Annotated in this window: 22 protein-coding genes; 12 read left to right on the top strand and 10 right to left on the bottom strand. The window is 58.8% G+C overall.

Annotated elements, in window-relative coordinates:
- Positions 1–8: 8 nt before the first annotated feature.
- Positions 9–2,630, bottom strand: a complete 2,622-nt coding sequence (gene mutS, locus MWU53_RS08175; RefSeq protein ID WP_247092528.1) for a DNA mismatch repair protein MutS — start codon at positions 2,628–2,630, stop codon at positions 9–11.
- A 95-nt stretch (positions 2,631–2,725) separates the two neighbouring features.
- Positions 2,726–3,736 (bottom strand): UDP-glucose 4-epimerase GalE, encoded by a 1,011-nt coding sequence (galE, locus tag MWU53_RS08170; RefSeq protein ID WP_247092269.1) that lies wholly within the window; start codon positions 3,734–3,736, stop codon positions 2,726–2,728.
- Between the two features lie 232 nt (positions 3,737–3,968).
- On the opposite strand from galE, the gene MWU53_RS08165 reads away from it, so the two are divergent.
- The 3 genes from MWU53_RS08165 (at position 3,969) to MWU53_RS08155 (ending at position 8,252) form a co-directional block, all read left to right on the top strand.
- Entirely contained in the window at positions 3,969–6,230 is a 2,262-nt protein-coding gene (locus MWU53_RS08165; protein ID WP_247092267.1) for an NADP-dependent malic enzyme, read from the top strand.
- Between the two features lie 148 nt (positions 6,231–6,378).
- A complete protein-coding gene (locus tag MWU53_RS08160) occupies positions 6,379–7,347 on the top strand; it encodes a glutathione S-transferase family protein (RefSeq protein WP_247092265.1) in 969 nt (322 codons plus the stop codon).
- A gap of 41 nt (positions 7,348–7,388) precedes the next feature.
- Positions 7,389–8,252: a hypothetical protein gene (locus MWU53_RS08155; protein WP_247092263.1), complete on the top strand. Its 864-nt coding sequence runs from the start codon at positions 7,389–7,391 to the stop codon at positions 8,250–8,252.
- Between the two features lie 164 nt (positions 8,253–8,416).
- Here the strand turns inward: MWU53_RS08155 and MWU53_RS08150 are convergent, their stop codons facing one another.
- The gene (locus MWU53_RS08150; RefSeq protein WP_247092261.1) at positions 8,417–10,633 is read right to left on the bottom strand and encodes an NADP-dependent isocitrate dehydrogenase; all 2,217 of its coding nucleotides are present in this window, start codon (positions 10,631–10,633) and stop codon (positions 8,417–8,419) included.
- Between the two features lie 171 nt (positions 10,634–10,804).
- On the bottom strand, positions 10,805–11,821 hold the full coding sequence (locus tag MWU53_RS08145) for an isocitrate/isopropylmalate family dehydrogenase (protein WP_247092258.1): 1,017 nt from the start codon (positions 11,819–11,821) through the stop codon (positions 10,805–10,807).
- A gap of 174 nt (positions 11,822–11,995) precedes the next feature.
- Between MWU53_RS08145 and MWU53_RS08140 the strand changes: the two genes are divergently transcribed.
- Positions 11,996–12,868 carry a ribokinase gene (locus tag MWU53_RS08140; protein WP_247092256.1) on the top strand — a complete coding sequence of 291 codons (873 nt, stop codon included), beginning with the start codon at positions 11,996–11,998 and terminating at the stop codon, positions 12,866–12,868.
- 6 nt (positions 12,869–12,874) lie between these two features.
- Here MWU53_RS08140 and MWU53_RS08135 read toward each other — a convergent pair whose 3' ends face one another.
- The 3 genes from MWU53_RS08135 to MWU53_RS08125 form a co-directional block, all read right to left on the bottom strand.
- Positions 12,875–13,162 carry an SCP2 sterol-binding domain-containing protein gene (locus MWU53_RS08135; RefSeq protein ID WP_247092254.1) on the bottom strand — a complete coding sequence of 96 codons (288 nt, stop codon included), beginning with the start codon at positions 13,160–13,162 and terminating at the stop codon, positions 12,875–12,877.
- Positions 13,163–13,237: 75 nt separating this feature from the next.
- Positions 13,238–14,485: an argininosuccinate synthase gene (locus tag MWU53_RS08130; RefSeq protein WP_247092252.1), complete on the bottom strand. Its 1,248-nt coding sequence runs from the start codon at positions 14,483–14,485 to the stop codon at positions 13,238–13,240.
- A gap of 139 nt (positions 14,486–14,624) precedes the next feature.
- Positions 14,625–15,410, bottom strand: coding sequence for a hypothetical protein (locus MWU53_RS08125; RefSeq protein WP_247092249.1), 786 nt, complete (start codon positions 15,408–15,410; stop codon positions 14,625–14,627).
- Positions 15,411–15,617: 207 nt separating this feature from the next.
- Between MWU53_RS08125 and ilvA the strand changes: the two genes are divergently transcribed.
- Positions 15,618–16,865, top strand: a complete 1,248-nt coding sequence (gene ilvA / locus MWU53_RS08120; protein ID WP_247092247.1) for a threonine ammonia-lyase IlvA — start codon at positions 15,618–15,620, stop codon at positions 16,863–16,865.
- Here ilvA and MWU53_RS08115 read toward each other — a convergent pair.
- Entirely contained in the window at positions 16,862–17,176 is a 315-nt protein-coding gene (locus MWU53_RS08115; RefSeq protein WP_247092245.1) for an Hpt domain-containing protein, read from the bottom strand. The two genes, ilvA and MWU53_RS08115, sit on opposite strands and share 4 nt — an antisense overlap.
- A 234-nt stretch (positions 17,177–17,410) precedes the next feature.
- Between MWU53_RS08115 and MWU53_RS08110 the strand changes: the two genes are divergently transcribed.
- The gene (locus tag MWU53_RS08110; protein ID WP_348647035.1) at positions 17,411–18,628 is read left to right on the top strand and encodes a SpoIIE family protein phosphatase; all 1,218 of its coding nucleotides are present in this window, start codon (positions 17,411–17,413) and stop codon (positions 18,626–18,628) included.
- Here MWU53_RS08110 and MWU53_RS08105 read toward each other — a convergent pair.
- The gene (locus tag MWU53_RS08105) at positions 18,610–19,053 is read right to left on the bottom strand and encodes an NUDIX hydrolase (protein ID WP_247092241.1); all 444 of its coding nucleotides are present in this window, start codon (positions 19,051–19,053) and stop codon (positions 18,610–18,612) included. The genes MWU53_RS08110 and MWU53_RS08105 overlap by 19 nt on opposite strands.
- A gap of 70 nt (positions 19,054–19,123) precedes the next feature.
- On the opposite strand from MWU53_RS08105, the gene MWU53_RS08100 reads away from it, so the two are divergent.
- From MWU53_RS08100 to MWU53_RS08080, 5 genes are read left to right on the top strand one after another with little or no spacing between them, the layout of a single operon-like run.
- The gene (locus MWU53_RS08100) at positions 19,124–20,125 is read left to right on the top strand and encodes an Hsp33 family molecular chaperone HslO (RefSeq protein WP_247092239.1); all 1,002 of its coding nucleotides are present in this window, start codon (positions 19,124–19,126) and stop codon (positions 20,123–20,125) included.
- The gene (locus MWU53_RS08095; RefSeq protein WP_247092237.1) at positions 20,109–20,714 is read left to right on the top strand and encodes a CoA pyrophosphatase; all 606 of its coding nucleotides are present in this window, start codon (positions 20,109–20,111) and stop codon (positions 20,712–20,714) included. The genes MWU53_RS08100 and MWU53_RS08095 overlap by 17 nt, the downstream gene beginning before the upstream one ends.
- Positions 20,711–21,856: a CCA tRNA nucleotidyltransferase gene (locus MWU53_RS08090; protein ID WP_247092235.1), complete on the top strand. Its 1,146-nt coding sequence runs from the start codon at positions 20,711–20,713 to the stop codon at positions 21,854–21,856. The genes MWU53_RS08095 and MWU53_RS08090 overlap by 4 nt, the downstream gene beginning before the upstream one ends.
- Before the next feature lie 5 nt (positions 21,857–21,861).
- The gene (locus tag MWU53_RS08085; RefSeq protein ID WP_247092526.1) at positions 21,862–23,076 is read left to right on the top strand and encodes a class I SAM-dependent RNA methyltransferase; all 1,215 of its coding nucleotides are present in this window, start codon (positions 21,862–21,864) and stop codon (positions 23,074–23,076) included.
- A 34-nt stretch (positions 23,077–23,110) separates the two neighbouring features.
- Positions 23,111–23,605: a L,D-transpeptidase family protein gene (locus tag MWU53_RS08080; RefSeq protein WP_247092233.1), complete on the top strand. Its 495-nt coding sequence runs from the start codon at positions 23,111–23,113 to the stop codon at positions 23,603–23,605.
- Between the two features lie 47 nt (positions 23,606–23,652).
- Here the strand turns inward: MWU53_RS08080 and MWU53_RS08075 are convergent, their stop codons facing one another.
- A complete protein-coding gene (locus tag MWU53_RS08075) occupies positions 23,653–24,147 on the bottom strand; it encodes a CAP domain-containing protein (protein WP_247092231.1) in 495 nt (164 codons plus the stop codon).
- 169 nt (positions 24,148–24,316) lie between these two features.
- Here MWU53_RS08075 and MWU53_RS08070 point away from each other — a divergent pair, with 169 nt between their 5' ends.
- Positions 24,317–24,919 carry a L,D-transpeptidase gene (locus tag MWU53_RS08070; protein ID WP_247092229.1) on the top strand — a complete coding sequence of 201 codons (603 nt, stop codon included), beginning with the start codon at positions 24,317–24,319 and terminating at the stop codon, positions 24,917–24,919.
- Positions 24,920–24,960 lie beyond the last annotated feature (41 nt).

Below are 24,960 nucleotides of genomic sequence, written 5' to 3'. Positions count from 1 at the left end.
GGGGGCGTTTACGTTTCTGCAGCCAGTTCTTTCAGTTCATAAAGCAGGTTCAGCGCTTCGATCGGCTTCAGGTCGTCCGGGTGGATATCCTTCAGGGCCCTATCCAGATCGCTGGGGCCAGAGGGTGCTGCTTGAACTGGCTCGGCAACGGCGGAAAACAGCGGAAGGTCGTCAATGATGGCCTTTTGACCTGATCCTTCGCGCTCGCCTTTCTCTAGCGCCTCAAGAACCACATTTGCACGGGCGATAACGCTTTCCGGAAGGCCTGCCAGTTTGGCAACCTGCACACCATAGGACCGGTCGGCCGCGCCTTTGCGGACTTCATGCAGGAAAATCACCTCGCCTTCCCATTCTTTCACCGCAATTGTGGCGTTTTCGACCCCATCCAGCTTGTCAGACAGCTGGGTCATCTCGTGATAATGCGTGGCAAACAGCGCGCGGGATTTGTTGACGTCGTGCAGATGCTCCAGCGTCGCCCAAGCGATAGATAGGCCGTCATAGGTTGCCGTCCCGCGCCCGATTTCGTCCAGAATGACCAGCGCACGGTCGTCGGCTTGGTTCAGAATGGCCGCAGTTTCGACCATTTCGACCATGAAGGTCGACCGACCCCGCGCAAGATCGTCCGAAGCACCCACGCGGCTGAACAGTTGCGAGACCAGCCCGATATGCGCGGATATTGCCGGAACAAAGCTGCCGGCCTGTGCCAGCAGGGCAATCAGGGCGTTCTGACGCAGGAAGGTCGATTTGCCGGCCATGTTCGGGCCGGTCAGAAGCCAGACATCGGCTGCTTTTGCGCCATCGGCAAGGTCGCAGTCATTGGCCACAAACGCTTCGCCCGTTTTACGCAGCGCGGCTTCGACCACAGGGTGGCGGCCGCCTTCCACGTGAAACACACGGCTGTCATCTACCACCGGAGCGGACCAATTGTCGGAGCGCGCCAGATCCGCAAAACCGGTGGCCACGTCGATTTCGGACAGGGCGCGGGCGGTATCTGAAACCGCGCCAACCTGATCCAAGATTGCGGCCGTTAGGCTGGAATAGAGACGTTTTTCAATCTCAAGTGCCCGATTGCCCGCATTCAGGATTTTGGTCTCCATATCGCTGAGCGCCACAGTCGTGAACCGCACCGCGTTTGCTGTAGTTTGCCGGTGAATATAGGTTTCCGACAGTGGCGGGTTCAGCATCTTCTGGGCATGGGTTGCCGTGGTTTCGATGAAGTAACCCAGCACATTGTTGTGCTTCACCTTCAGCGAGCTGATGCCGGTGTGCTCGGCATATTGCGCCTGCATCGCGGCGATCACACCACGGCCTTCGTCGCGCAATTGGCGCGCTTCGTCGAGGTCTTCGTCATAGCCGGGGGCGATGAAACCTCCGTCACGGGCCAGAAGGGGCGGTTCGGCGACCAGCGCTTGATCCAGAAGGTCGACCAGATCGTCATGTCCACGCAGATTTTGCGAGGCTTCCGCCAGTTTTGCGGGCAGATCGGACTGAGACAGGCTGTCGGCCAGATCATTTGCGGCAGCAAGGCCATTGCGAATGGCGCCCAGATCGCGGGGACCTCCGCGTTCCAGTCCGAGGCGCGACAGCGCGCGGTCGATGTCGGGGACATTCCGCAAAAACTCGCGCGTACTCTCGCAAATCAGTCTCTGTTCCACCAGAAAACGTACCGCATCCAGCCGGTCGTTAATTTCTGACAGGGTGCGCGAGGGGCTGGAGATGCGACGTTCCAACAAACGCCCACCACCTGCGGTCACGGTGCGGTCTATCACTGACAGAAGCGATCCATCGCGTCCACCGGACAGGCTGTGCGTCAGTTCCAGATTGCGGCGGGTTGCGGCGTCGATCTGCATTGTGCCTTGCGCCAGCTCCTTCACCGGTGGGCGCAGAAGCGGCAATTTTCCTTTCTGGGTGATGTCCAGATATTCAACGATGGCCCCCATCGCCCCAAGTTCAGCGCGCGAGAAGCTGCCGAATGCATCAAGCGACCTAATTTTATAGAGATCCAGAAGACGTTTTTCAGCCCCGGTGCTGTCAAAGGCTGCGCGGCCCAGCTCGGTCGGGGATGCTCCTGATTCAGTCACTATTCCCGCGCAATCAGGAAAATCTGCCTCGGACAGTACCACCTCGCGCGGGGCGAGGCGGGCGAGCTCGGGGCCAAAACGTATGGGCGGGCAGGGCATTACGCGGAAGGCACCGGTCGAAATATCAACCCAGGCCAACGCCGCTTCGTCACGCACCACATTGTAGGCGGCCAAGAAGTTGTGGCGGCGTGCGTCCAGAAGACTTTCTTCCGTCAGCGTTCCGGGCGTGACCAGCCGCACCACATCGCGCTTCACAACGGATTTCGAGCCGCGCTTCTTCGCCTCGGCAGGGTTTTCCATCTGTTCACAGACGGCGACGCGGAACCCTTTGCGGATCAGCGTCAGAAGATATCCTTCGGCCGCGTGAAACGGCACGCCGCACATGGGAATATCTTCGCCCAGATGCTTTCCGCGTTTGGTCAGGGCAATGTCCAAAGCCGCGGCGGCCGCGACGGCGTCATCAAAGAACAGTTCGTAAAAATCGCCCATACGATAGAACAAAAGGGCGTCTTTATAACCTTCTTTGATCTCAAGAAACTGCGCCATCATCGGCGTGATCTTGGCTGGTTTATCGCTCACCTGCTGCCCCCCGGCGTTTTGCTTTGCGACAGACTAGAATGTCGGGCGTCGGGGTGAAAGAGGGGTCAGCTATTTTTGCGGCGCGAGACCCAGTTCCAGCTGCTTTCGCACATGTCATCCAGACCGCGTGTCGCGCTGAACCCCAGCACATCACGGGCCTTGGTTGGATCGCCATACACGCTGGCCACATCTCCCGCGCGGCGTGGGGACATTTGATAGGGAAGCTCTTTCCCAGCGGCTTTTTCATAGGCGCGGAGCATATCCAGAACGGAATACCCGGTGCCTGTGCCAAGGTTCACAGTGTGACCTTCGCCCGTTTTCAGAAGCGCATCCACCGATTGCACATGCCCGCGCGCCAGGTCCATCACATGGATATAGTCACGCACGCCGGTGCCGTCGGGCGTGTCGTAGTCGTTGCCGAAAACCGAAAGCTTCTGAAGCTCACCGGTGGCGACCTTGGCAATATAGGGCATCAGGTTGTTGGGGATGTCGTTCGGGTCTTCTCCGATCAGGCCCGTTTCATGGGCACCGGCAGGATTGAAATAGCGCAGGATTCCAAAGGCCCAGCGGTCATCGGCGGCGGCAACTTGTTCAAGCGATTGTTCGCAGACCAGCTTGGTATAGCCATAGGGGTTGTTGAAGCTGCGCGGCGCGGTTTCAGGCACGGGCAGCTGATCGGGTTGGCCATACACGGTGGCCGAGGATGAGAAGACCAGACGGAACACACCCGCCGCTTTCATCACGTTCAAAAGCGCATAAAGACCCGAGATGTTGGTGGTCAGATAGTCCAGCGGCTTTTCGGTGCTTTCGCCAACGGCCTTCAGCGCGGCGAAGTGGATAACGGCGTCAAACTTGTGTTCGGCAAACACGCGGGTCAGAAGCTCTTGGTCCAGCACATCTCCGTCCACGTGGACGACTTTTTCGCCGCTGATGACCTCGAGCCGGTCCAGCACGCCCCGATCCGCATTCGAGAAGTTATCAAGGATCACAACCTGATACCCGGCTTTGGTCAGTTCGACGAAAGTATGCGAGCCAATGAACCCTGCGCCGCCGGTCAAAAGGACTTTGTGTGCCACGTGAAGCCTCCAAATCTGTTGATCGAGATATAGGATGGATCGGGTCGAAAGGCACGTGGGAATGCCAGGGTGGTGCGGAATTGCGTTTATTGCGCTAACAAACGAATATAATTTCCAACAATTACCCAAAAACCCCCGATAAAAGACAGAATAGTAGCACAATACCGGTTGAGGCCCGGATTTTCCCCCTGTAAGGGTTTGACTTCGTAAGAAGATGACAAAGGCCCGAACCATGCCCAAAGCCAAGATCACAGATGAAGAGGCTCTTGCCTTCCATATTGACCCCACGCCGGGCAAATTCGAGGTCACGCCGTCCGTTCCAATGACCACACAGCGCGACCTTTCCCTGGCCTATTCGCCGGGTGTTGCGGTACCCTGTGAGGCAATCGCCGAGAACCCGCAGACGGCATATGACTATACCAACAAGGGTAACCTTGTGGCGGTGATTTCCAACGGGACTGCGGTTCTGGGTCTGGGCAATCTGGGCGCACTGGCGTCAAAGCCGGTGATGGAAGGCAAGGCCGTTCTGTTCAAGCGCTTTGCCGACGTGAACTCGATCGATATCGAGCTGGATACTGAAGATCCCGAAGCCTTCATCAACGCGGTCAAGCTGATGGGACCGACCTTTGGCGGCATCAACCTTGAAGACATCAAGGCGCCCGAATGTTTCATCATCGAACAGCGTCTGAAGGAAGAGATGGATATCCCGGTCTTCCACGACGACCAGCACGGCACCGCAGTGATCTGCGCGGCGGGCCTTCTGAACGCGCTGCATCTGTCGGGCAAGAAGATCGAGGATTGCCGCATCGTGCTGAACGGTGCGGGCGCGGCGGGCATTGCCTGTATCGAGCTGATCAAGTCGATGGGCGCAAAGCATGACAACTGCATCGTCTGTGACACCAAGGGCGTGATTTATCAGGGCCGTACCGATGGTATGAACCAGTGGAAATCGGCCCACGCTGCCAACACCGAACTCCGTACGCTGGAAGAGGCGATGGACGGAGCCGACGTGTTCCTTGGCGTGTCCGTCAAAGGCGCGGTGACGCAAGACATGGTTGCCTCGATGGCCGACAATCCGGTGATTTTCGCCATGGCGAACCCCGATCCGGAAATCACGCCGGAAGAAGCCCACGAAGTGCGCAATGACGCGATCGTTGCGACTGGTCGTTCGGATTACCCGAACCAGGTGAACAACGTGCTGGGCTTCCCGTATCTGTTCCGCGGTGCATTGGACATCAACGCACGCGCCATCAATGACGAGATGAAGATCGCTTGTGCGCAGGCACTGGCCGAACTCGCCCGCGAAGACGTGCCAGACGAAGTGGCCATGGCTTACGGCAAGAAGCTGACCTTTGGCCGCGACTATATCATTCCAACACCCTTTGATCCGCGCCTGATCCACGTGATCCCGCCAGCGGTTGCGCGGGCCGGGATGGACACAGGCGTCGCGCGTCGCCCGATCATCGACATGGACGGGTACGAGCAAAGCCTGAAGGCGCGGATGGATCCGACGGCCTCGATCCTGCGCGGCATCACTGCACGGGCGCGTAAGAACCAGGCAACGATGATCTTTGCCGAGGGCGACAACTCGCAAGTGCTGCGTGCTGCTGTTCAGTATCAACGCAATGGCTATGGTCAGGCGCTGGTTGTTGGGCGCGAAGAAGATGTGAAAGCCAAGCTGACCGCCGATGGTTTGGGCGACGCCGTGCGCGAGCTGCGGATTGTGAACGCCGCGAATACCGAGCACTTGGAGACCTATAAGGATTTCCTGTACGAGCGCCTTCAGCGTCAGGGCTTCGACCGCCACGATATCCACCGTCTGGCCGCGCGCGACCGCCACGTCTTCGCGTCGCTTATGCTGGCGCATGGGCATGGCGACGGCCTGATCACGGGCGCGACCCGGAAGTCGGCCTATGTTCTGGATCGCATCAATCACGTGTTTGACGCCCGCGCTTCGGATGGTGCCGTGGGTGTGACGGCCGTTCTGCACAAAGGCCGCATCGTTCTGATTGCGGATACCTTGGTACATGAATGGCCCGAAACCGAAGATCTGGCAAATATCGCTGAACGTGCTGCCGCCGTAGCCCGTGGTCTGGGGCTCGAGCCGCGCGTGGCCTTCGTCAGCTTCTCGACCTTCGGCTATCCGGTCTCGGAGCGCGCGTCGAAACTGCATGAAGCACCGACCATTCTGGAAGCGCGCGGCGTAGACTTCGAGTTTGAAGGCGAAATGACCGCAGATGTTGCCCTGAATTCTGACGTGATGGCACAGTATCCGTTCTGCCGCCTGTCTGGCCCAGCCAACATTCTGGTGGTTCCGGCCCGTCACTCGGCGTCGATCTCGGTGAAGATGATGCAGGAACTGGCCGGCGCCACGGTCATCGGTCCGATCCTGTCGGGCATCGATCAGCCGATCCAGATTTGTTCGACCAACTCGACCTCGAACGACATTCTGAACATGGCGATGCTGGCCGCGACCCGATTGGGAAAGCGCTAATTCAGCCAAGTTAGAGACGTTTTCGGCCCGCGGAACATCCCGCGGGCCGTTTTCTTCTGTGCAGGGTTGAACAGGTCTGACGCGTATTGCGCTGAATTGTTTGCTGACCTGAGGTTGTTATCTTTTCTGGTGAAGATAGGAGGCTCTGATGGGTCAGCTTGTGGATGGCGTCTGGCACGACGTTTGGTACGACACCAAGAAAACCGGCGGTAAATTCAGACGCGAAGACGCACGCTTTCGCAATTGGGTCACCGCGGATGGTGCCGCCGGCCCGACGGGCGATGCTGGCTTCAAGGCCGAGGCCGGGCGCTATCATCTTTATGTATCGCTCGCTTGCCCCTGGGCGCACCGCACCCTGATCTTTCGCAAGCTGAAGGGGCTTGAGGATCTGATTGGTGTAACTGCGGTGCATCCGCATATGTTGTCGAATGGGTGGGAGTTTGATCCCGCCGACCCCGACCCGCTGTTCGGGCACAGTTTCATGCATCAGGTTTATACGACCGACAAGGCCGATTACTCGGGCCGGGTGACGGTGCCGGTTCTGTGGGACAAAGCGCAAAAACGGATTGCCAGCAATGAAAGCTCGGAAATCATCCGGATGTTCAACTCGGCCTTTGATGGGCTGACCGGAAACACGCTGGATTTCTATCCCGAAGCGCTGCGGGGCCAGATCGACGCGATCAACGATGACGTTTATCGAAACATCAATAATGGTGTCTATCGCTGCGGGTTTGCCACCACGCAAGAGGCGTATGAACAGGCCTTCGACGCGCTGTTCGAGGCCCTGGACCGGGTGGAAACCATCCTATCCGAAAGCCGCTATCTGGTCGGCGATCAACTGACCGAGGCCGACTGGCGTCTGTTCACCACGCTAATCCGGTTCGATGCGGTCTATCACGGGCATTTCAAAACAAACCTGAAACGGATTGAGGATTACCCGAATATCTCGAACTATCTGCGTGAGCTGTATCAACATCCCGGCGTGGCCGGGACGGTGAGCATGGAGCACATCAAATCCCACTACTATTACTCGCACGAGACGATCAATCCGACGCGCGTGGTACCCAAAGGTCCGGCGCTGGACTTTGATCGCCCCCATGACCGGGATCGCTTCTGACCCGGTTTGACTTGTTTCACGGGACGGCCCTAGGGTTGCCCATGGGATATGCAGTGGATCATCTGCGCGGAAAGCATCCGCTTTGGCAAAGCTTCTGGGTCAACGGGGTTGGGGTCCGGCTGTTGGCCTATGCCTTGATCTTGATGGTTTTGCGCGACGCTCCGATTGCGCTTTGGGTGGCCGTGGTTCTGGCTGGTGCCGATGCATTGTGCTTGTTGTGGCAAGCTGTCGGATATTTCCGTGCGGCGGATCTGCGCGTGCGCGATACCGGGTCGATGCTGCCCACGTGGGGTGGGATGATTGCCCTGATTATCGCGGTGTTTGTCGTGGTGTCGCAATGGTGGGCCTTGGGGTTGGCGACGCGTCCAGTTGATGACGGACCCAGCTTCGCCGAACGTAAGGCGCAAGAGCGGCAGGCGCAGTATCAAATTATTCGCCAGCCTGATGGCAGCCTTCTGTTTCAGGGGCAAATTGTTCTGGGTGCGACCAAGGCGCTGGGACGGGAATTGACACAAGGCCCTGCCCCTAATCGCATTACCCTCAGCAGCGAAGGCGGCAATGTGTTCGAAGCGCGCGGCCTTGCCAAATTGATCACGACGCATGGCCTTCAGACCCAAGTGGACGATGCGTGCAGCTCGGCTTGTACATTGATGTTCATCGCCGGTAGCCAGCGGCAACTTGGACCAGACGCACGTCTGGGGTTTCACAGCTACTCGCTGGAAGACGCGCAGCGGTTGCCGGGGTTTGATATCGAAGCCGAGCAAGCGCGGGATCGGGAGTTTATGCAGGGGCAGGGTGTGTCAGTGGAGTTTATCGCGCGTGTGTACGACACCCCATCCAGCGACATCTGGTTCCCAGAACACGTGTTATTGCGCCAATCTGGCGTCGTGACGCTGACCCCCTAAAACAGAAAACCCCGCCACAAGGACGGGGTTTTCAGGTGATTTAGAGACGTATCAAAAGCGTTTCAGGTTTGGCCTGAGTAGGAGGAAGCTGAAACGCTGTGCCAGATATCTGCATCGCGGGCGTTTCGGGACGAACTTGTGTTTCAAGTTCATCCCAAAACGCTTTAGTCGATGATCGCGTTCAGCGTGGCCGAGGGGCGCATCACTTTGGCTTTCAGTTCGACCGACGGGCGGAAGTAGCCGCCGATATCAGCCGCCGGACCCTGAACTGCTGCCAGCTCGGCCAGAATGGCTTCTTCGCCATCCGCCAGCGCCTTGGCAACCGGAGCGAACTCGGCTGCCAGATCAGCATCGTCCGACTGAGCGGCCAGAGCGTCGGCCCAGTAGCGGGCGAACCAATAGTGGCTGTCGCGGTTATCCGGCTGACCAACTTTCCGCGACGGCGAGTTGTTGTTGTCCAGAATGCCTTGGGTCGCGGCTTCGGCAGCGGCACCCAGAACGCCCGCTTTGGCATTGCCTTTAACGTCCGCCAGGAAGTTCAGGCTTTCACCCAAGGCACAGAACTCGCCCATCGAGTCCCAACGCAGGTGGTTTTCTTCGACCAGCTGCTGAACGTGTTTCGGAGCCGAACCACCAGCGCCGGTTTCAAACAGACCGCCACCTTTCATCAGCTTCACGATCGACAGCATCTTGGCCGAGGTGCCCAGCTCCAGGATCGGGAACAGGTCGGTCAGATAGTCACGCAGCACGTTGCCGGTGATGGCGATGCTATCGTTGCCAGCCGTGATGGTTTTCAGCGACTGAGCCGTTGCTTCGCGCGGGGCCATGATCTGGAACAGGTCGGCTTTGCCAGCAGCTTCCAATGCGGGCGTTACGTATTTGATCAGCTCGGCATCGTGGCCACGGTTTGCATCCAGCCAGAAGATCGCTTCCGAACCGGTCAGGCGCTGACGGTCAAGGGCCAGCTCGATCCAGTTTTCGATCGGGGCTTTCTTCACGGTGCACGAACGCCAGATGTCACCGGCCTCGACGTCGTGGCTGTGCAGCGTGTCGCCATTGGCGGTCACGATGCGGATGGTGCCGTCTGCAGGGGCTTCAAACGTGGTCGGGTGCGAGCCGTACTCTTCCGCTTTCTGTGCCATCAGGCCAACGTTTGCGACCGAGCCCGCAGTGGTCACGTCCAGCGCGCCGTTGGCTTTGAAGAAGTTGATGGTTTCGTCATAGACGGTGGCATAGCAGCGGTCGGGGATCACGCAGTTGGTGTCGCCTTTGTTGCCAGCCTCATCCCAGCCTTTACCGCCAGCGCGGATCACGGCGGGCATCGAAGCGTCGATGATCACGTCCGACGGCACGTGCAGGTTGGTGATGCCTTTGTCCGAGTCGACCATGTACATCGACGGACGGTCCAGCGCGACGATTTCCGCTTTGATCTCGTCTGCGTTGTCCAAGCTGTTGATGGCGTCCAGAACCGCACCCAGACCCGAGTTCGGCGAACCGCCGGCAGCAGCAATCGCGGCACCGTGCTTGTCCCAAACCGGACCCAGCCATGCTTTGACAGCGTGGCCGAAGATGATCGGGTCCGACACTTTCATCATGGTCGCTTTCATGTGAAGCGAGAACATGGTGCCGTCTTTCTTGGTGTCTTCGATGGCCTCGGCCAGGAACGCACCCAAGGCTTTTGCCGACATGAAGGTCGCATCCGCGATGGTGCCTTCTTCCAGCGACCAGCCGTCTTTCAGAACGGTGGTCGAACCGTCTTTACCGACAAACTCGATCTTCGCGTCACCTGCCTGAGCGGCGGTGATGGTGGCCGATACTTCGTTGGCGTAGAAGTCGTTGCCCGGCATCGACGACACTTTGGTCTTCGAGGACGATTCCCAAGCACCCATCGAATGCGGGTTGTTCTGGGCAAAGTTCTTAACGGCGCGGGCCGAACGACGGTCCGAGTTGCCTTCGCGCAGAACCGGGTTCACAGCCGAACCTTTGATGCCGTCATAACGGGCGCGGATGGCTTTTTCGTCGTCGGTCTGCGGATCTTCCGGGTAGGACGGGATGTTGTAACCCTGACCTTGCAGTTCTTCGATGGCGGCAACCAGCTGCGGGACCGAGGCCGAGATGTTCGGCAGCTTGATCACGTTCGCGCCGGGGGTCTTCACCAGCTCGCCCAGCGCGGCCAGATCGTCCGACTGACGCTGATCGTCGGTCAGGTTTTCCGGGAAGGTCGCGATGATGCGGCCGGCCAGCGAAATGTCCGGCGTGCCAACGGTGATTCCCGCGGTGGAAACGAACTTGCGGATGATCGGAAGGAACGAGGCCGAGGCTAGCTCGGGCGCTTCGTCTACAATTGTATACAGAATGTCTGCTTGCGATTTATCGGTCATTTTAGAGCACCTCTTTTTTCGCGGAAAGGTTCGCCAACGGACCAAGGTCCAGAAGGTCGATAGGTGAGATTTCCCCTTTCCCTTACACAAAACCCGTGAAGAAAAAAAGGGCGGAGCGCTAACAGCCCCAAGAAAAAGGGTCGCAGCCCAAGCCGCGACCCCAACGAGTGGTCAAAGTCGATCCATGATGGCCTCGGCGATGGACATCGTGTTGCCGGTGCCGCCAAGGTCAGGCGTGACCCGATCTTTGGCCTGCACGGTTTCGATCACCGCTTTCTTCAGGCGCTGGGCGTCTTCGGGTTTGCCCACATGCTCCAACATCAGGCCCGCGGCCATCAGGAACGCGCAGGGGTTGGCTTTCTGTTGGCCCGCAATGTCGGGGGCCGATCCGTGCACGGCCTCAAAAATCGCGGCGTCTTTGCCGATATTGGCGCCCGGGGCCAGACCCAGACCGCCGACCAGACCGGCGGCCAGATCGGACAGGATGTCGCCAAACAGGTTGGTGGTGACGATCACGTCAAAGCTGTCGGGGTACATTACCATCTGCATGGCGCAGGCATCGACGATGCGTTCGTCGAAATCGACGCGGCCTTCATATTCTTGGGCGATCTTGCGGGCTTCTTCCAGAAACATGCCGGACAGCAGCTTCAGGATGTTGGCCTTGTGGACAATCGTGACCTTCTTGCGCCCGTTCGCCAGTGCATATTCGAACGCGGCGCGGGTGATGCGCTGGGCGCCTTCCTTGGTGTTATATCTGGTCGAGAACACCTTCCCCTCGGGGTCGCCATTGTGCTCCATGTACCCTTCGTCCGAGATGTAATACCCCTCAAGGTTCTCGCGGAAGATCACCATGTCGACGTTGTCAAAACGCCCCTCCAGCTTGATCGTCTTGGTCGGGCGGACGTTGGCATACAGGTTGAACGCCTGGCGCAGTTGCAGGTTGATCGACTTGAACCCACCGCCAACGGGCGTGGTCAGCGGACCCTTCAGCGCCAGTTTGGTTTTGCGGATGCTGTCCAGCGTGGCTTCGGGCAGGGGGGTGCCCTCGGATTCAAATGCGGTCATCCCGGCCTGCTGCACGTCCCATTCAAACGGGCTGCCCATCTTATCAAGAATAGCGGTGACGGCTTCGGTGATTTCGGGGCCAATCCCATCGCCGGGGATCAAGGTGGCTTGGATCTTTGTCATGGTCATCTCCATGGTGGTGCGCGCGTTTGCGTCTGATATATACGGTATACAATGGAATACAATAGCGAAGTGACATTCAAAAGGGTGAATAAAACAAGGCGTTTCCCCGTCATGCTACGCACGACTTGCGCCTGCGGGCAAGCACGCTAACGTGGACAGGCAAGGAGGCGCCGCGTGACCCTATTCAACCTCGGATCCATCAACATTGATAACTTCTATCGCGTGCCGCACATGCCCGCGCCGGGCGAAACCTTGGCAGCGAACGAGCATTCCGTTGGTTTGGGCGGCAAGGGCGCCAATCAATCAGTCGCAAGCGCGCGTGCCGGGGTTCGGGTGTGTCATATCGGGGCGGTTGGGCCGGAAGGTGAATGGTGTGTCGAGGTGCTGACGCAGGCCGGGGTCGACACGCGCCACATCGCGCGGTCGAAAGTGGCAACGGGCCACGCCAACATCCTAATTGATCCCGAGGGTGAGAACCAAATCATTCTCTATCCTGGCGCAAACCGTGCGTTTTCGCAGGATCATGTGGCAAGGGCTTTGTCAGACGCGGGACCGGGGGACACGCTGATTTTGCAGAATGAAACCGCCCTGACGGTCGAGGCCGCAACGCTGGCCAAGTCGAAAGGTCTGCGCGTCATCTACTCTGCCGCGCCCTTTGTGGCCGAGGATGCAAAGGCGATGCTGCCCGTGACGGATATGCTGGTGTTGAACGAGGTCGAGGCGCAGCAACTGACCGGCGCGCTGGGCGTGGGGCTGGCGGATCTTCCGGTGCCCGTGGTGCTGATCACCAAAGGGGCGGATGGAGCGGTCTGGATCGAGAATGGTGTGGAGACCGCACAAGTTCCGGCTTTCCCGGTGACGCCGGTTGATACGACTGGCGCGGGGGATTGCTTTATCGGTTATGTCGCCGCGGGGTTGGATCAGGGGATGTCACGCGAAGAAGCCATGCGGCTTGGGGCGGCGGCGTCCGCCATCAAAGTCACGCGCTTTGGTACCGCAGACGCGATCCCGTCGCGGGACGAAGTAGACCGCTTTCTACAAGGTTAGAGACTTCTACCCTTTCAAAAGCTGCCCCAGACGCATCGCGATCGACACATCTCCGGACACTTTGATCTTGCCCATCATGAAGGCGGTCATTGGGTTCAAATCGCCCTTCATCAGCTTCTGCAAATTGGCGTGCGACATTGAGATCGTGCAGTCCGTATCTGCATCCTCGCGCGATACTGCCCCGTCTTGCAAAACAATCACGCCATCCTCGCCGCAATCCAGCTTCAGGCTTTCATCAAATGGTACCTTGGTCAGGCCGCGTTCGATCTTTTCGACGATGGGGGTCAGGGGCATGGGGGTCCTCATGTAAAAACGCCCTCGTGTGATACGAGGGCGCTTCAATTTGGTCCACAGTGACGTGGCGCGAGTTTACTTGACGCGTTTGTTGCGCATCGCGATCAGTTTCAGACGCAGCGCGTTCAGCTGGATGAAGCCAGCGGCGTCGGTCTGGTCGTAAGCGCCCATGTCCTCTTCGAAGGTCACGTGCTCTTCCGAGTACAGCGAGTGATCCGACCAACGGCCAACCACACGGGCCAGACCTTTGTACAGCTTCATGCGGACGGTGCCGGTCACGTGCTCTTGGCTCAGGTCGATGGCTGCTTGAAGCATCTCGCGCTCGGGCGAGAACCAATAGCCGTTGTACAGAAGCTCGGCGTATTTCGGCATCAGCTCGTCTTTCAGGTGCATCGCGCCGCGGTCCATGGTGATCGACTCGATACCGCGGTGGGCGTCCAACAGGATGGTGCCGCCGGGGGTCTCGTAGATGCCGCGCGACTTCATGCCAACATAACGGCCTTCCACCAGATCCAGACGGCCAATGCCGTGCTTGCGACCGTATTCATTCAGCTTGGTCAGGATGGTTGCAGGCGACATCTTTTCGCCGTTGATGGCAATGGGATCACCTTTTTCGAACTCGATCTCGATATATTCGGGTGTGTCCGGCGCATCTTCCGGGTGCACGGTGCGCTGATAGACGTAATCCGGTGCGTCCTCGGCCGGGTCTTCCAGAACTTTGCCTTCCGACGAGGTGTGCAGCAGGTTTGCGTCGACCGAGAACGGCGCCTCGCCGCGCTTGTCCTTGGCAATCGGAATCTGGTTCTGCTCGGCGAATTCCAGCAGCTTGGTACGCGAGCCAAGATCCCATTCACGCCACGGGGCGATCACGACGATCTCGGGGTTTAGCGCGTAAGCCGCCAGTTCGAAACGCACCTGGTCGTTGCCTTTGCCGGTCGCGCCGTGGCTGACGGCATCCGCGCCGTGCTCGGCAGCGATTTCCACCAGACGCTTCGAGATCAGCGGGCGCGCGATCGAAGTGCCCAGCAGGTACAGGCCTTCATACTGCGCGTTGGCACGGAACATCGGGAAGACGTAATCACGGACGAATTCTTCGCGCAGGTCTTCGATGTGGATGTTTTCAGGCTTGATGCCCAGCATTTCGGCTTTCTTGCGTGCGGGCTCCAGTTCTTCGCCCTGACCAAGGTCAGCGGTGAAGGTGATCACTTCGCAGCCATACTCGGTCTGCAGCCATTTCAGGATGATCGAGGTATCAAGGCCACCGGAATAGGCCAGAACAACTTTCTTAGGTGCCTTCTGCGGTGCAGTATTGGTCGAAATCATCGGTTTCCCTTTCACGAGCGTATCGCGCGGCGCTTATATGTTTTTAAGGGAAAGAGCAAGGATCACAGGGCGTGTTCTGCACGGAAAAGGGCGGCCCATCGGACCGCCCTTGGTAATTTTCGCGCTGTGGCGGAACGGATCAGAGCCCGAGGTTGCCGTGCAGCTCTTCCATCGCGGCTTCGTCCTCGGAAATGTCACGGCCATCGGTCAGCACAAGAAGCGAGTCGTGTTGCGCAGCGGCGGCAGCTTCGGCAGCTTCAGCTTCTTCAGCTTCGAGGCGTGCGAGTTCTTCCTCATAGGCTTTGGCGACCTCAAGATCGGCCTCTGCGGCTGCCAGATCGGTTTCGGTCTGCGCGATCTGGTCGTCCTTTGCGGTCAGTTCGCCTTCCAGTTCAGCAACGCGTGCGGCTTCGTCCTCGGTCAGCTCGGTTTTTTCGTTGAGCGCATCAAGCTCTTCTTGGAGTGCGGTTTTCTCGCCGTTCAGGGTGCTCAGATCGCCGTTCAGACCGTCGACCGCGGCCTGCGCTTCGGCCTCGGTGACACCGGGATCAGTTTCCTTATGGGCCTCAACTGCTGCGGCTGCGGCGGCGGCAGTCCCTTCCGCTTCGTCAGCGGCAACCGTTGCATCGCGATAGGCGGCCGCTTTGCCGACGCGGCTGTTTTCATTGGCGACTTCCAAAGCGCGCGCGCTGGCATTCGAGGCATTCGCCCCTTTTAGCGTGCTGCGAACCGCGCCGTTGCCGTTCGACGCTTTGCTTCCACCTTGCGACTTGGATCCACCTTTCTCTTTGCCGCCGCCTTTTTCTTTGTCTTTGCCTTTGGCAAGAGCAGGTTCGGCAGACACAAGCATGATCGAAGTGCTTGCGACGGGGACAGCAAGGGTGGTGACCAGTGCGGTCATGACGGCTTTGGTGAGGTTCTTCATTTACACGCTCTCCGTGAGTGCTGGGTGTGTTAACCAGTTCTGATTGACGAAACGCTAGTTTGCCAGACAATTCTGACAAGTATTTTGTTCAAATACGCACACAATGAGCGACATTCTGTCATCACTGTTTCCAAACCGACACAACTTCCGCGTGCCCCCTCGCGGGTTGGACTTGCCAAGGCATACGTCTTGATGGAGAGATCACGCATGAGCGATTTTTTGAAAAGAGCCCGCGTCGCCGAACAGCAAATGCGCGCGTTGTTCCCTGCAACACCCTTGCAGCGCAATGACCATCTGTCTGCGATGTATGGCGCCGATATCTGGTTGAAACGCGAAGACCTCAGCCCGGTTCGCAGCTACAAAATCCGTGGTGCATTGAATGCGATGGGCAAGGCCTTGGCTGCGGATCCGTCGCAGGATCTGTTTGTCTGCGCATCCGCAGGCAATCACGCGCAGGGTGTGGCCTTTACCAGCCGCCACTTCGGCGTTCGGGGTGTGATTTTCATGCCGGTGACGACACCTCAGCAGAAAATCGAGAAAACCCGCATCTTCGGCGGGGACAACATCGAGATCCGCTTGGTTGGGGATTATTTCGACGACACGCTGAAAGCCGCGCAAGACTACTGCGCTGCCGAGGGCGGCCATTTCCTGTCGCCTTTTGACGATACGGATGTGATCGAAGGTCAGGCCAGCGTCGCCGCCGAGATCGTGTCGCAGCTTGGCCGTGCGCCGGATCTGGTCATTTTGCCTGTTGGCGGCGGCGGGCTGTCATCAGGGGTTACCAAGTATCTGAGCGAAACTGCGCCGGAAACCTCTTTGCGTTATGTCGAACCCGCAGGGGGCGCCAGCCTGCGTGCCGCGCTGGAGGCCGGGCAGCCGGTCACACTGGACTATGTGGACAACTTCGTCGATGGCGCCGCGGTCGCGCGGATTGGCGCGATGACGTTCGAGGTGCTGAAATCAGTCGATCCGGCGCATGTTCTGACTGTGCCCGAGGATCGGATTTGCCTGACCATCTTGGACATGCTGAACGTCGAAGGGGTCGTGCTGGAACCCGCCGGCGCGATGTCGATCGACGCGCTGAAAGACCTGAGGGATGACATTCAGGGCAAGACCGTGATCTGTGTCACCTCGGGCGGGAACTTCGATTTCGAACGTCTTCCCGATGTCAAAGAACGCGGTCAGCGTTTTGCCGGGCTGAAGAAATATTTCCTGCTTCGCCTGCCGCAACGTCCCGGCGCGCTGAAAGATTTCCTTCAGATCCTCGGTCCGGACGACAATATTGCCCGGTTCGAATACATGAAGAAAAGCGCGCGCAACTTTGGGTCAGTTTTGTTGGGCATCGAAACCAGCCGACCCGAGAACTTCGACCTGCTTGAGCAGCGGTTGGAAGAACACGGCTTTGCCTTCTCGGACATCACGGATGACGAAACCATCGCCGAGTTTGTAGTCTAGCACTGCGCCAGAAACTCGGCCTTGGACTGATCATAGGTGGTGAATACCGGATCGAGCTGGATCTGGTGGGCCTGACCGTTTGCGGCGGCTTGCTCATTCTGACCGCATATCTCAGACAAGTTTTGAAACCCCAAATTCAGTGCCGAGCCTTTCAGGAAGTGCATGTCCTGTTCATACTGTGCGGGATTCGGGCTGGATTTCAGGCGGGCAATCACCTCGTCCACCTCTTCCAAAAAGATCTCGGCGACCTCGCCAAAATCTTCTTCCCCGATTTCGTCTTTCAGTTCGTTTACGCGACCCCAGTTGATCATGGGCGCCTCCTGCTTGTCCGGGGCCATTTTCCAAAATAGGGGTTAAAATACTGTTATAAATACAGATAGTGTTGAATTTTAGCTTTAAAGACCTGTTAAAGCGCTTGCCCTAGTGATGATCAGTATGTCGTTTATTTGATGAGTCTTGGGGCAATCTTGAGTATAGCTAATCCACATAAACTCGAAGCGAACAGCACCAGTGCTGCGCAAAAAGACGGGCGCAGGCCTGAGGCGATTCAACATATTCTGCTTGTTGATGACAGCCGCGCCCAACGCAGCTTGATGTCACGATCACTGGTGAAACAGGGCTATCAAGTGACCGAAGCAGGATCGGGGATTGAAGCGCTTAAACTGTTTGGTACGCAGGAATTCGACTTGATCCTTAGCGACTGGATGATGCCAGGTATGGACGGGCTGGAGCTGTGCCAAGCCATCCGGGCACAGAATGCGAAGGGCTATGTCTATTTCATCCTGCTGACGTCGAAATCGGACAAAGGCGCGGTTGCGCGGGGTCTGGATGTTGGCGCAGATGATTTTCTGGCCAAGCCCTTTAACCCGGACGAACTGCGTGCACGGATCGCGGCGGGTGGGCGTATTCTGTCGATGGAGCGGGAGCTTCAGGAAACCAACCGGCTGGTGTCCTCGGCGCTGGCAGAGCTGAAGACGCTCTATGATTCGCTGGATCGCGACTTGGTCGAGGCGCGGAAGATGCAGCAGTCCTTGGTGCGTGAATCCTTCCGCGACTGGGGCCGGGCAGAAGTGTCCGTGCTGTTGAAGCCCTGCGGGCATGTGGGCGGCGATCTGGTCGGGTTTTTTGATGCCGGAAAGGACCACATCGCGTTCTATTCGATTGACGTGTCGGGGCACGGGATCGCCTCGGCGCTGCTGACCGCGCGGTTGGCGTCATACCTGTCAGAAGGGTCCCCCACGCATAACATCGCATTGATCGAGTGTGAGGACGGCAATCACCACCGGCAACCGCCCGAGATGGTCGCGGCTCAGCTCAACACACTCTTAACCAAGGACATGTTGTCCGAGCACTATTTCACCATGCTGTTTGGCTATCTTAACATGACGACCGGCCATGTGGAGTTTACCCAATGCGGGCACCCGAATGCGGTGGTCCTGAACCGATCTGGTCGGGCGCAGTTTATAGGAGAGGGCGGGATGCCGATTGGCCTGATCCCGGGCGCAGAATTCGAAAGCCAAACCTTGCTGCTGCAACCCGGAGAACGGCTGATTTTCTATTCGGACGGCTTTACGGAATGTGAAAATACGCAGAAAGAACAGGTTGAAGAACAAGGGTTTGGCGAAATCATTGAAAAGAATAGCGGCCTGACCAACGAGATGTTGTTCGACGCGATGGTCTGGGATTTGGACTGTTTTGCAGGCGGACAGGAATTTGGCGATGATCTGTCCTGTGTGATGGTGACCTACAAGTCGCCTACGTAGGTCTGAACAAAATGCCTGTCACCCGGGCTGTGCAGGATCTTTGCCGCAGTGCGCGCGGTGCTCCAGATTGCATCATGGTCCGCCTCAATTGGTGCGCAGATTTGCCGAACGGGCACCGCCAGATAAATGTGACAGATCTTTTCGGCCCACAGGTCATATTCCGGCATGAAGGTGAACCGCCGATACGTGCCCAGTCGCATCGGATTGCGAATGGACCAGCCCGTCTCTTCCATCACTTCACGATGCAGGGCGGCAATCGGGCTTTCCCCCGCATCAATGCCGCCGCCCGGCAGCTGGTATTCGTCGAACGCCCCGCCCTGATGTGTCAGCAGCAGATCCCGCCCGTGCAGAAGGATCGCATAGGCGCCCGGCCGCGGGGTGTAGGCCCGATTTCTCTGCTTAGGAGCGCCAAATCTTCGGATCATCCCTTTTCCATCCGGTTGCTGCCACCATATAGACGCGGTATGCCAAGCTGAACGCCGATAGGAAACCCCAATGACCCTTGGATCTCAAATCGCATGGGATGACACCATTCTGCCATTCCAACTGGACAACAGCGACATCCGTGGTCGCCTTCTGCGCCTTGACGGAACGCTGGACACGATCCTGTCCCAACACAATTACCCCCCCGCGATCGAAGCGCTGGTGGCCGAAGCCGCCATGCTGACCGCGATGATCGGGCAGACCATCAAGCAAAGCTGGAAACTGTCGCTGCAGATCCGCGGCGATGGACCTGCGCGCCTGATCGCGACTGATTACTACGCGCCGAAAGTAGCAGGCGAGCCCGCCGAAATCCGCGCCTATGCCAGCTATGACGACGAGCGTCTGGACCCCACCGGGCCCAGCTTCCCACAGATCGGCAAAGGTATCTTCGCGATCCTGATCCAGCAGAAGGAAGGCAAGCAGCCCTATAAGGGTATGACGCCGCTGGTGGGTAATTCGCTGTCTGACTGTGCGCAGGCTTACTTCGCGCAATCCGAGCAGCTGCCAACCCGCTTTCACCTGACCTTTGGCAAATCGGTCTGGGGCGGTGGTCAGGAAGGCTGGCGTGCGGGCGGTGTGATGCTGCAACACATGCCAAAGTCCTCGCCGCACGTGACGGGCGAAGGTGGGTCGGGCGAAGCTGGGCTTCTGGCGCCCAGCGACCTGCTGACCGACGAAGACAGCGAAAACTGGAGCCGCGCCAACATCCTGCTGGATTCGGTGGAAGAGCTGGAGCTTGTCGGCCCCTCGGTTCAGCCGACCGAGCTGTTGGTGCGCCTCTTCCACGAAGAAGCGCCGCGCGTCTATGATCCACAGCCCGTCACTTTCGGTTGTCCCTGTTCTGAACAGCGCGTGCGTGACAGCCTGTCGATCTATTCGGAACGAGACATCGGCCACATGACCGATGAAGACGGACGCGTGACCGCGGATTGCCAGTTTTGCGGTGCGCATTACGATCTGGATCCGGCCACCGTTGGCAAGGATGCGAAGGGCGTGGATGGTGACAGCGCCTGATCAAATCGCGCGCCTTCGGGCTGCCCTGTCCCTGTCAGGGACGGGAAGCTCGGACTTTGATCTGTCGCCCGGCGTGCAATCTCTTGCCGGGCGGAAACTGCGCCCGGCGGGTGTGCTGATGCCCTTTGTCGAAACCCGAACGGGGTTGGATTTGGTGTTGACCAAACGGTCCTCGGCCTTGAAGCACCACCCCGGTCAGATCGCCTTTCCAGGCGGAAAACGGGACGAAATAGACACTGATATCCGCGCCACCGCCCTGCGTGAGGCGCATGAGGAAATCGGCCTGAACCCGACCCATGTCGAAGTTCTGGGCCAATTGCCCGAGCACGAGACCGTCACCGGCTTCACGGTGACTCCGGTCTTGGGCTTGGTGACCACTGAATTCACTCCAATCGTTGAACCCGGCGAGGTCGAAGAAGCATTCCGTGTGCCCTTTGACCATGTCGCTGACCTTGCGAAGTTCAGCAGGCAGGGGCGGTTTTGGCAGGGCCAAATGCGCTGGTATGAAACCGTGCCGCTTGGCCCATATTACATCTGGGGCGCGACCGCGCGGATGCTGCGTGGGCTGGCTGAAAGGCTGGCACAATGACGCGTGTTCAGGGTGATTGGATCAACGACCCGGGCGCGCAGCGTGTCTGTGCGTTGTTGTCTGACGCGGGATATCAGGCCTATTTCGTCGGCGGATGCGTGCGCAACGACTTGTTGGGGGTCGGGATCTCGGATCTGGACATGTGTACGGATGCGCGGCCCGCGCGCGTGATGGAACTGGCCGAGGCTGCGGGCCTGCGCGTTCTGCCCTCGGGGATCGAGCATGGCACGGTGACGATTGTCATTGATCACGAACCGTACGAGATCACGACCTATCGCAAAGATGTCCAGACCGATGGGCGGCGCGCGGTCGTGGCGTTCTCGGATCGGATCGAGGATGACGCACACCGCCGCGATTTCACGATGAACGCGCTTTATGCCGATCCAACCGGGCAGGTTTTGGACCCTTTGGGCGGGCTTCCCGATCTTCAGGCGTGCCGGGTGCGGTTCATTGACGATGCGGGTGAACGCATCCGCGAGGATTACCTACGCACGCTGCGCTTCTTCCGGTTTCACGCTTGGTATGGCGATGTCGCAGCGGGGATTGATCCCGATGGTTTGGCGGCCTGTGCGGCAAATTTGGATGGGTTAGAGACGCTTTCGAAGGAACGTGTCGGGCTGGAGATGCTGAAAATCCTCTCCGCGCCTGATCCTGCGCCGGCCATGGCTGCCATGGAGCAGTCGGGCGTTTTGGCGTGTATTTTGCCCGGTGCTGATGCCTCGAAGCTGGCCGTTTTGGTGCATCTGGAAGCAGATTTGGCCGCAGACCCCTTGCGGCGACTGGCGCTTTTGGGCGGGCAAGGCGTCGCGAAGGCGCTGCGCTTGTCTAAGAAACAGGCGAAGCAGCTTGAGAACTTGCGCGATGAGATTGGGTCATCCGCCGCTGTCGGAGAACTGGCCTTCCGGTTGGGCCCCGACCAAGCACGTAACATTGCGCTTCTGCGCGCTGTGATGCTTGAAATGCCGCTGGCCGATGGGCTGGAACGCCAGATTGACGCCGGAACCGCAGCCAAGTTCCCCATCAAGCCCGCCGACCTGATGCCGGGCATCACCGGCCCCGCGCTGGGCGACAAGCTGCGTGAACTCGAAACCCGTTGGATCGCATCGGAATTTACCCTGACGCGTGAGGAACTGTTGAAATGAGCGATATGACGCACACCATCACCCGTCTGGGCCATTTGGGCGATGGGATTGCCGAAGGGCCGATCTTCGCCGCCCGCACCCTGCCGGGCGAGGTGGTGCGCGGTGACGTTGTGGGCGACCGGATCGAGACACCAAAGATCGTCACGCCCTCGGCCGACCGGGTCAAACCGGCCTGCCCGCATTACAACACATGCGGGGGGTGTTCGTTGATGCATGCCTCGGATGAATTCGTGGCGAACTGGAAGACCGAGATTGTCCAAAATGCGCTGAGTTCCCATGGAATAGAAACTGATTTCAGGCCGATCCACACCTCGTCCGCGCGGTCCAGACGCCGTGCGGTGCTGTCTGCTCGGCGGGGGAAGAAAGCCCCGATTGTCGGGTTTCATGGCCGCCGCTCCGGCACAATCACCGAGGTTTCGGACTGTCATCTGATCCATTCAGAGATCTTGCAAGCCTTGCCCGCGCTGGGCGAATTGACGGTGATTGGCGGCTCGCGCAAGGGCGAGCTGTCGATCAACGCGACGGTTTCTGATGTGGGGCTGGATGTCTCTGTGACGGGCGGCAAGCCACTGGACCGCGCGCTTGAATCCCAGTTGGGGCAGGCCGTACATCGGTTCGGTTTCGCGCGCCTGTCGTGGGACGGCGAGGTGATCGCGATGGAAACCCCTCCGACGCAAAGCTTTGGACCCGCCGCCGTGATACCCCCGCCCGGTGCGTTCCTGCAAGCCACCCGCGAAGGCGAAGCCGCTTTGCTGGCCGCCGTGCGCGAGGCCGTTGGTGACGCCGACCACATTGTGGACCTGTTTGCGGGCTGCGGCACCTTCGCGCTGCCCTTGGCGGAAAACGCCGTGGTCCACGCGGTCGAGGGCGAGGGCAGCATGTTGAAAACGCTCGATGCAGGCTGGCGTCATGCGCAGGGTCTGCACAAGGTCACCACTGAAACCCGCGATTTGTTCCGAAACCCGCTCTATGCCGAGGACCTGAAACGCTTCGACGCCGCAGTTATCGACCCCCCGCGTGCCGGGGCCGAGGCACAGATCGAACAGATTGCGGCCTCGGACCTGTCAGTTGTGGCAATGGTGTCGTGCAACGCGGTCAGTTTTGCGCGAGATGCCAAGATTTTGCTTGATGCAGGGTTTGAAATGGAGTGGATACAGGTCGTGGACCAGTTCCGCTGGTCCACACATACCGAGCAGGTGGCCAGTTTCCGGCGCGGATAAGTCGGACCTGCCCAATAAAAACTACGGGTGACCCATGAGAATCGTCGTTGCAGTTGCAGCAGTGCTTGCCCTTCTCTTTACCGCGTCCTGCGGCGAGAAGATAACCCGGTATGACGGGCCCGAGGTCACGCGGATTGTTGTGAACAAGGGCGCTCGGAAGATGTATCTTCTGCACGGCACCGAGATTCTGAAGCGCTATGACATCGATCTTGGCTTCGCCCCCAATGGGCACAAGCAGTTCGAAGGCGACGGCAAGACGCCCGAGGGACGCTATGTCATCGACCGCCGCAATCCCAACAGCGCCTTCTATCTGTCGATCGGTATTTCCTATCCCAATCGGAAAGACGTGGAATATGCGCGGGCACGCGGAAAGCCGCCCGGCGGCGAGATATTCATCCACGGTGGTCCGCGCCCCAAGGACCCGAATGGCCCGGATTGGACGGCGGGCTGTATCTCGGTCAAGGATCGTGAGATGCGCGAGATCTATACGATGGTTCGGCTGGGGACAGTTATCGACATCAACCCCTAAGACAAAGCCCGCCGGATGAGGCGGGCTTTTTGTTTGTTTCGAAGGGTTTAGGCGCCGGTTTCCAGAACCCACCAGATCTTGCCATTGGATTCCTGATGCCACGAGAACCCCATGTTGCGCGCCCGCGGATCCATGATGATGCGACGCGTGTCCGGGTTCGCCATCCAGGCCGACAGGGTGGTCAGCTCGCTTTCAAAGGTCTCGGAAATCGTCTCGCCCAAATAAAGCCCCGGATAGCCGACGCGATTGGCGCGATCCAGTGGCGACGACCCGTCCGAGCCGAAATGCCACGGGCGGTTCTGTACCGCCATGTCTTGGGCATGGGTTTTGGCAGCAGCGGTCAGCAGGCTGTCCAGTTGCAGCGGCACGGCGCCCGACGCGGCACGCAGTTCGTTCACGGAATCCAGCATGCGGTACTGAACGCGCGACGTTTGCGAAGACGAAATCCGGTACACTTTGGTGCCGTCTCCGATATTACCTGTGCTGGTCGTACAAGCTGTCAGAGCTGTTGCTGCGGCCAAAGCCAACAAAATCGCGCGCATGGGTACTCTCATCAAAATAATCTTGTTCAGGCGCTTCACTATAGACACTATGAAACGAATTCAAACAACGGGTGCGTGATATTGCCGATTCACGCCGGTTTGATTTGCGACTGATGCCGTCGCGCAATATAGGGTACATTAACAAAAGTTAGTTCATTGGAGTGGCAATATGAGTGACACCCCCAAAACACAGATTGGCCGTCGTACGTTTTTGACCGGTGTTGCCGCCGCAGCGGGCGGTGTGGCGTCGCCTGCGCTTGCGCAGTTTGACAACTCGACTGCGGTTGAACGCGATCTGACTGAAGTGGTGAAGCGGAATATTTCCAGCTTCCGCACGCTGGATTGGCAGCCCTATTTCAGCAACACCAAGAACGGTGTGATCCTTGTCGACATCAGCTCGCGCTGTTTGCACTATTGGTCCGAGGATCAATCGACCTATCGCCTGTATCCGACCTCGGTCCCGCTCAGCGAAGATCTGACCCGCCGTGGCCGCACCAGCGTGATCCGCAAGGTGGAAGGCCCGTCCTGGGCGCCGACGCCTGCGATGCAGAAGCGCAACCCGGAATGGCCGTCCTTTGTTGGCCCCGGCCCCGACAACCCGCTGGGCACCCATGCGCTGTATCTGGGGTGGAAATACTATCGGATCCACGGCACCCACGACACGCGCAAGATTGGGCGTCAGTCGTCGAACGGCTGCATCGGCCTGTATAACGAACATATCGCCGAGCTGTTCGCGCTGACGAAGAATGGCGCGCAGGTTCTGTTGATCTGACTGCAGCGCACCGTAGATACAAAAAAGCCCCGCAATTTGCG

The sequence above is a fragment of the Aliiroseovarius sp. S1123 genome, from assembly GCF_023015885.1.
Taxonomy (GTDB): Bacteria; Pseudomonadota; Alphaproteobacteria; order Rhodobacterales; family Rhodobacteraceae; genus Aliiroseovarius.
The sequence above is the reverse complement of the archived record's forward strand: the minus strand, read 5'-3'. Positions and strand labels throughout refer to the sequence as shown.

Coding starts and splice junctions, on each gene's coding strand:
- mutS (WP_247092528.1), bottom strand. CDS start 2,630: ATGATGGCGCAGTTTCTTGAGATCAAAGAAGGTTATAAAGACGCCCTT.
- MWU53_RS08165 (WP_247092267.1), top strand. CDS start 3,969: ATGCCCAAAGCCAAGATCACAGATGAAGAGGCTCTTGCCTTCCATATT.
- MWU53_RS08160 (WP_247092265.1), top strand. CDS start 6,379: ATGGGTCAGCTTGTGGATGGCGTCTGGCACGACGTTTGGTACGACACC.
- MWU53_RS08155 (WP_247092263.1), top strand. CDS start 7,389: ATGGGATATGCAGTGGATCATCTGCGCGGAAAGCATCCGCTTTGGCAA.
- MWU53_RS08150 (WP_247092261.1), bottom strand. CDS start 10,633: ATGACCGATAAATCGCAAGCAGACATTCTGTATACAATTGTAGACGAA.
- MWU53_RS08145 (WP_247092258.1), bottom strand. CDS start 11,821: ATGACAAAGATCCAAGCCACCTTGATCCCCGGCGATGGGATTGGCCCC.
- MWU53_RS08135 (WP_247092254.1), bottom strand. CDS start 13,162: ATGCCCCTGACCCCCATCGTCGAAAAGATCGAACGCGGCCTGACCAAG.
- MWU53_RS08130 (WP_247092252.1), bottom strand. CDS start 14,485: ATGATTTCGACCAATACTGCACCGCAGAAGGCACCTAAGAAAGTTGTT.
- MWU53_RS08125 (WP_247092249.1), bottom strand. CDS start 15,410: ATGAAGAACCTCACCAAAGCCGTCATGACCGCACTGGTCACCACCCTT.
- ilvA (WP_247092247.1), top strand. CDS start 15,618: ATGAGCGATTTTTTGAAAAGAGCCCGCGTCGCCGAACAGCAAATGCGC.
- MWU53_RS08115 (WP_247092245.1), bottom strand. CDS start 17,176: ATGATCAACTGGGGTCGCGTAAACGAACTGAAAGACGAAATCGGGGAA.
- MWU53_RS08105 (WP_247092241.1), bottom strand. CDS start 19,053: ATGATCCGAAGATTTGGCGCTCCTAAGCAGAGAAATCGGGCCTACACC.
- MWU53_RS08100 (WP_247092239.1), top strand. CDS start 19,124: ATGACCCTTGGATCTCAAATCGCATGGGATGACACCATTCTGCCATTC.
- MWU53_RS08095 (WP_247092237.1), top strand. CDS start 20,109: ATGGTGACAGCGCCTGATCAAATCGCGCGCCTTCGGGCTGCCCTGTCC.
- MWU53_RS08090 (WP_247092235.1), top strand. CDS start 20,711: ATGACGCGTGTTCAGGGTGATTGGATCAACGACCCGGGCGCGCAGCGT.
- MWU53_RS08085 (WP_247092526.1), top strand. CDS start 21,862: ATGACGCACACCATCACCCGTCTGGGCCATTTGGGCGATGGGATTGCC.
- MWU53_RS08080 (WP_247092233.1), top strand. CDS start 23,111: ATGAGAATCGTCGTTGCAGTTGCAGCAGTGCTTGCCCTTCTCTTTACC.
- MWU53_RS08075 (WP_247092231.1), bottom strand. CDS start 24,147: ATGCGCGCGATTTTGTTGGCTTTGGCCGCAGCAACAGCTCTGACAGCT.
- MWU53_RS08070 (WP_247092229.1), top strand. CDS start 24,317: ATGAGTGACACCCCCAAAACACAGATTGGCCGTCGTACGTTTTTGACC.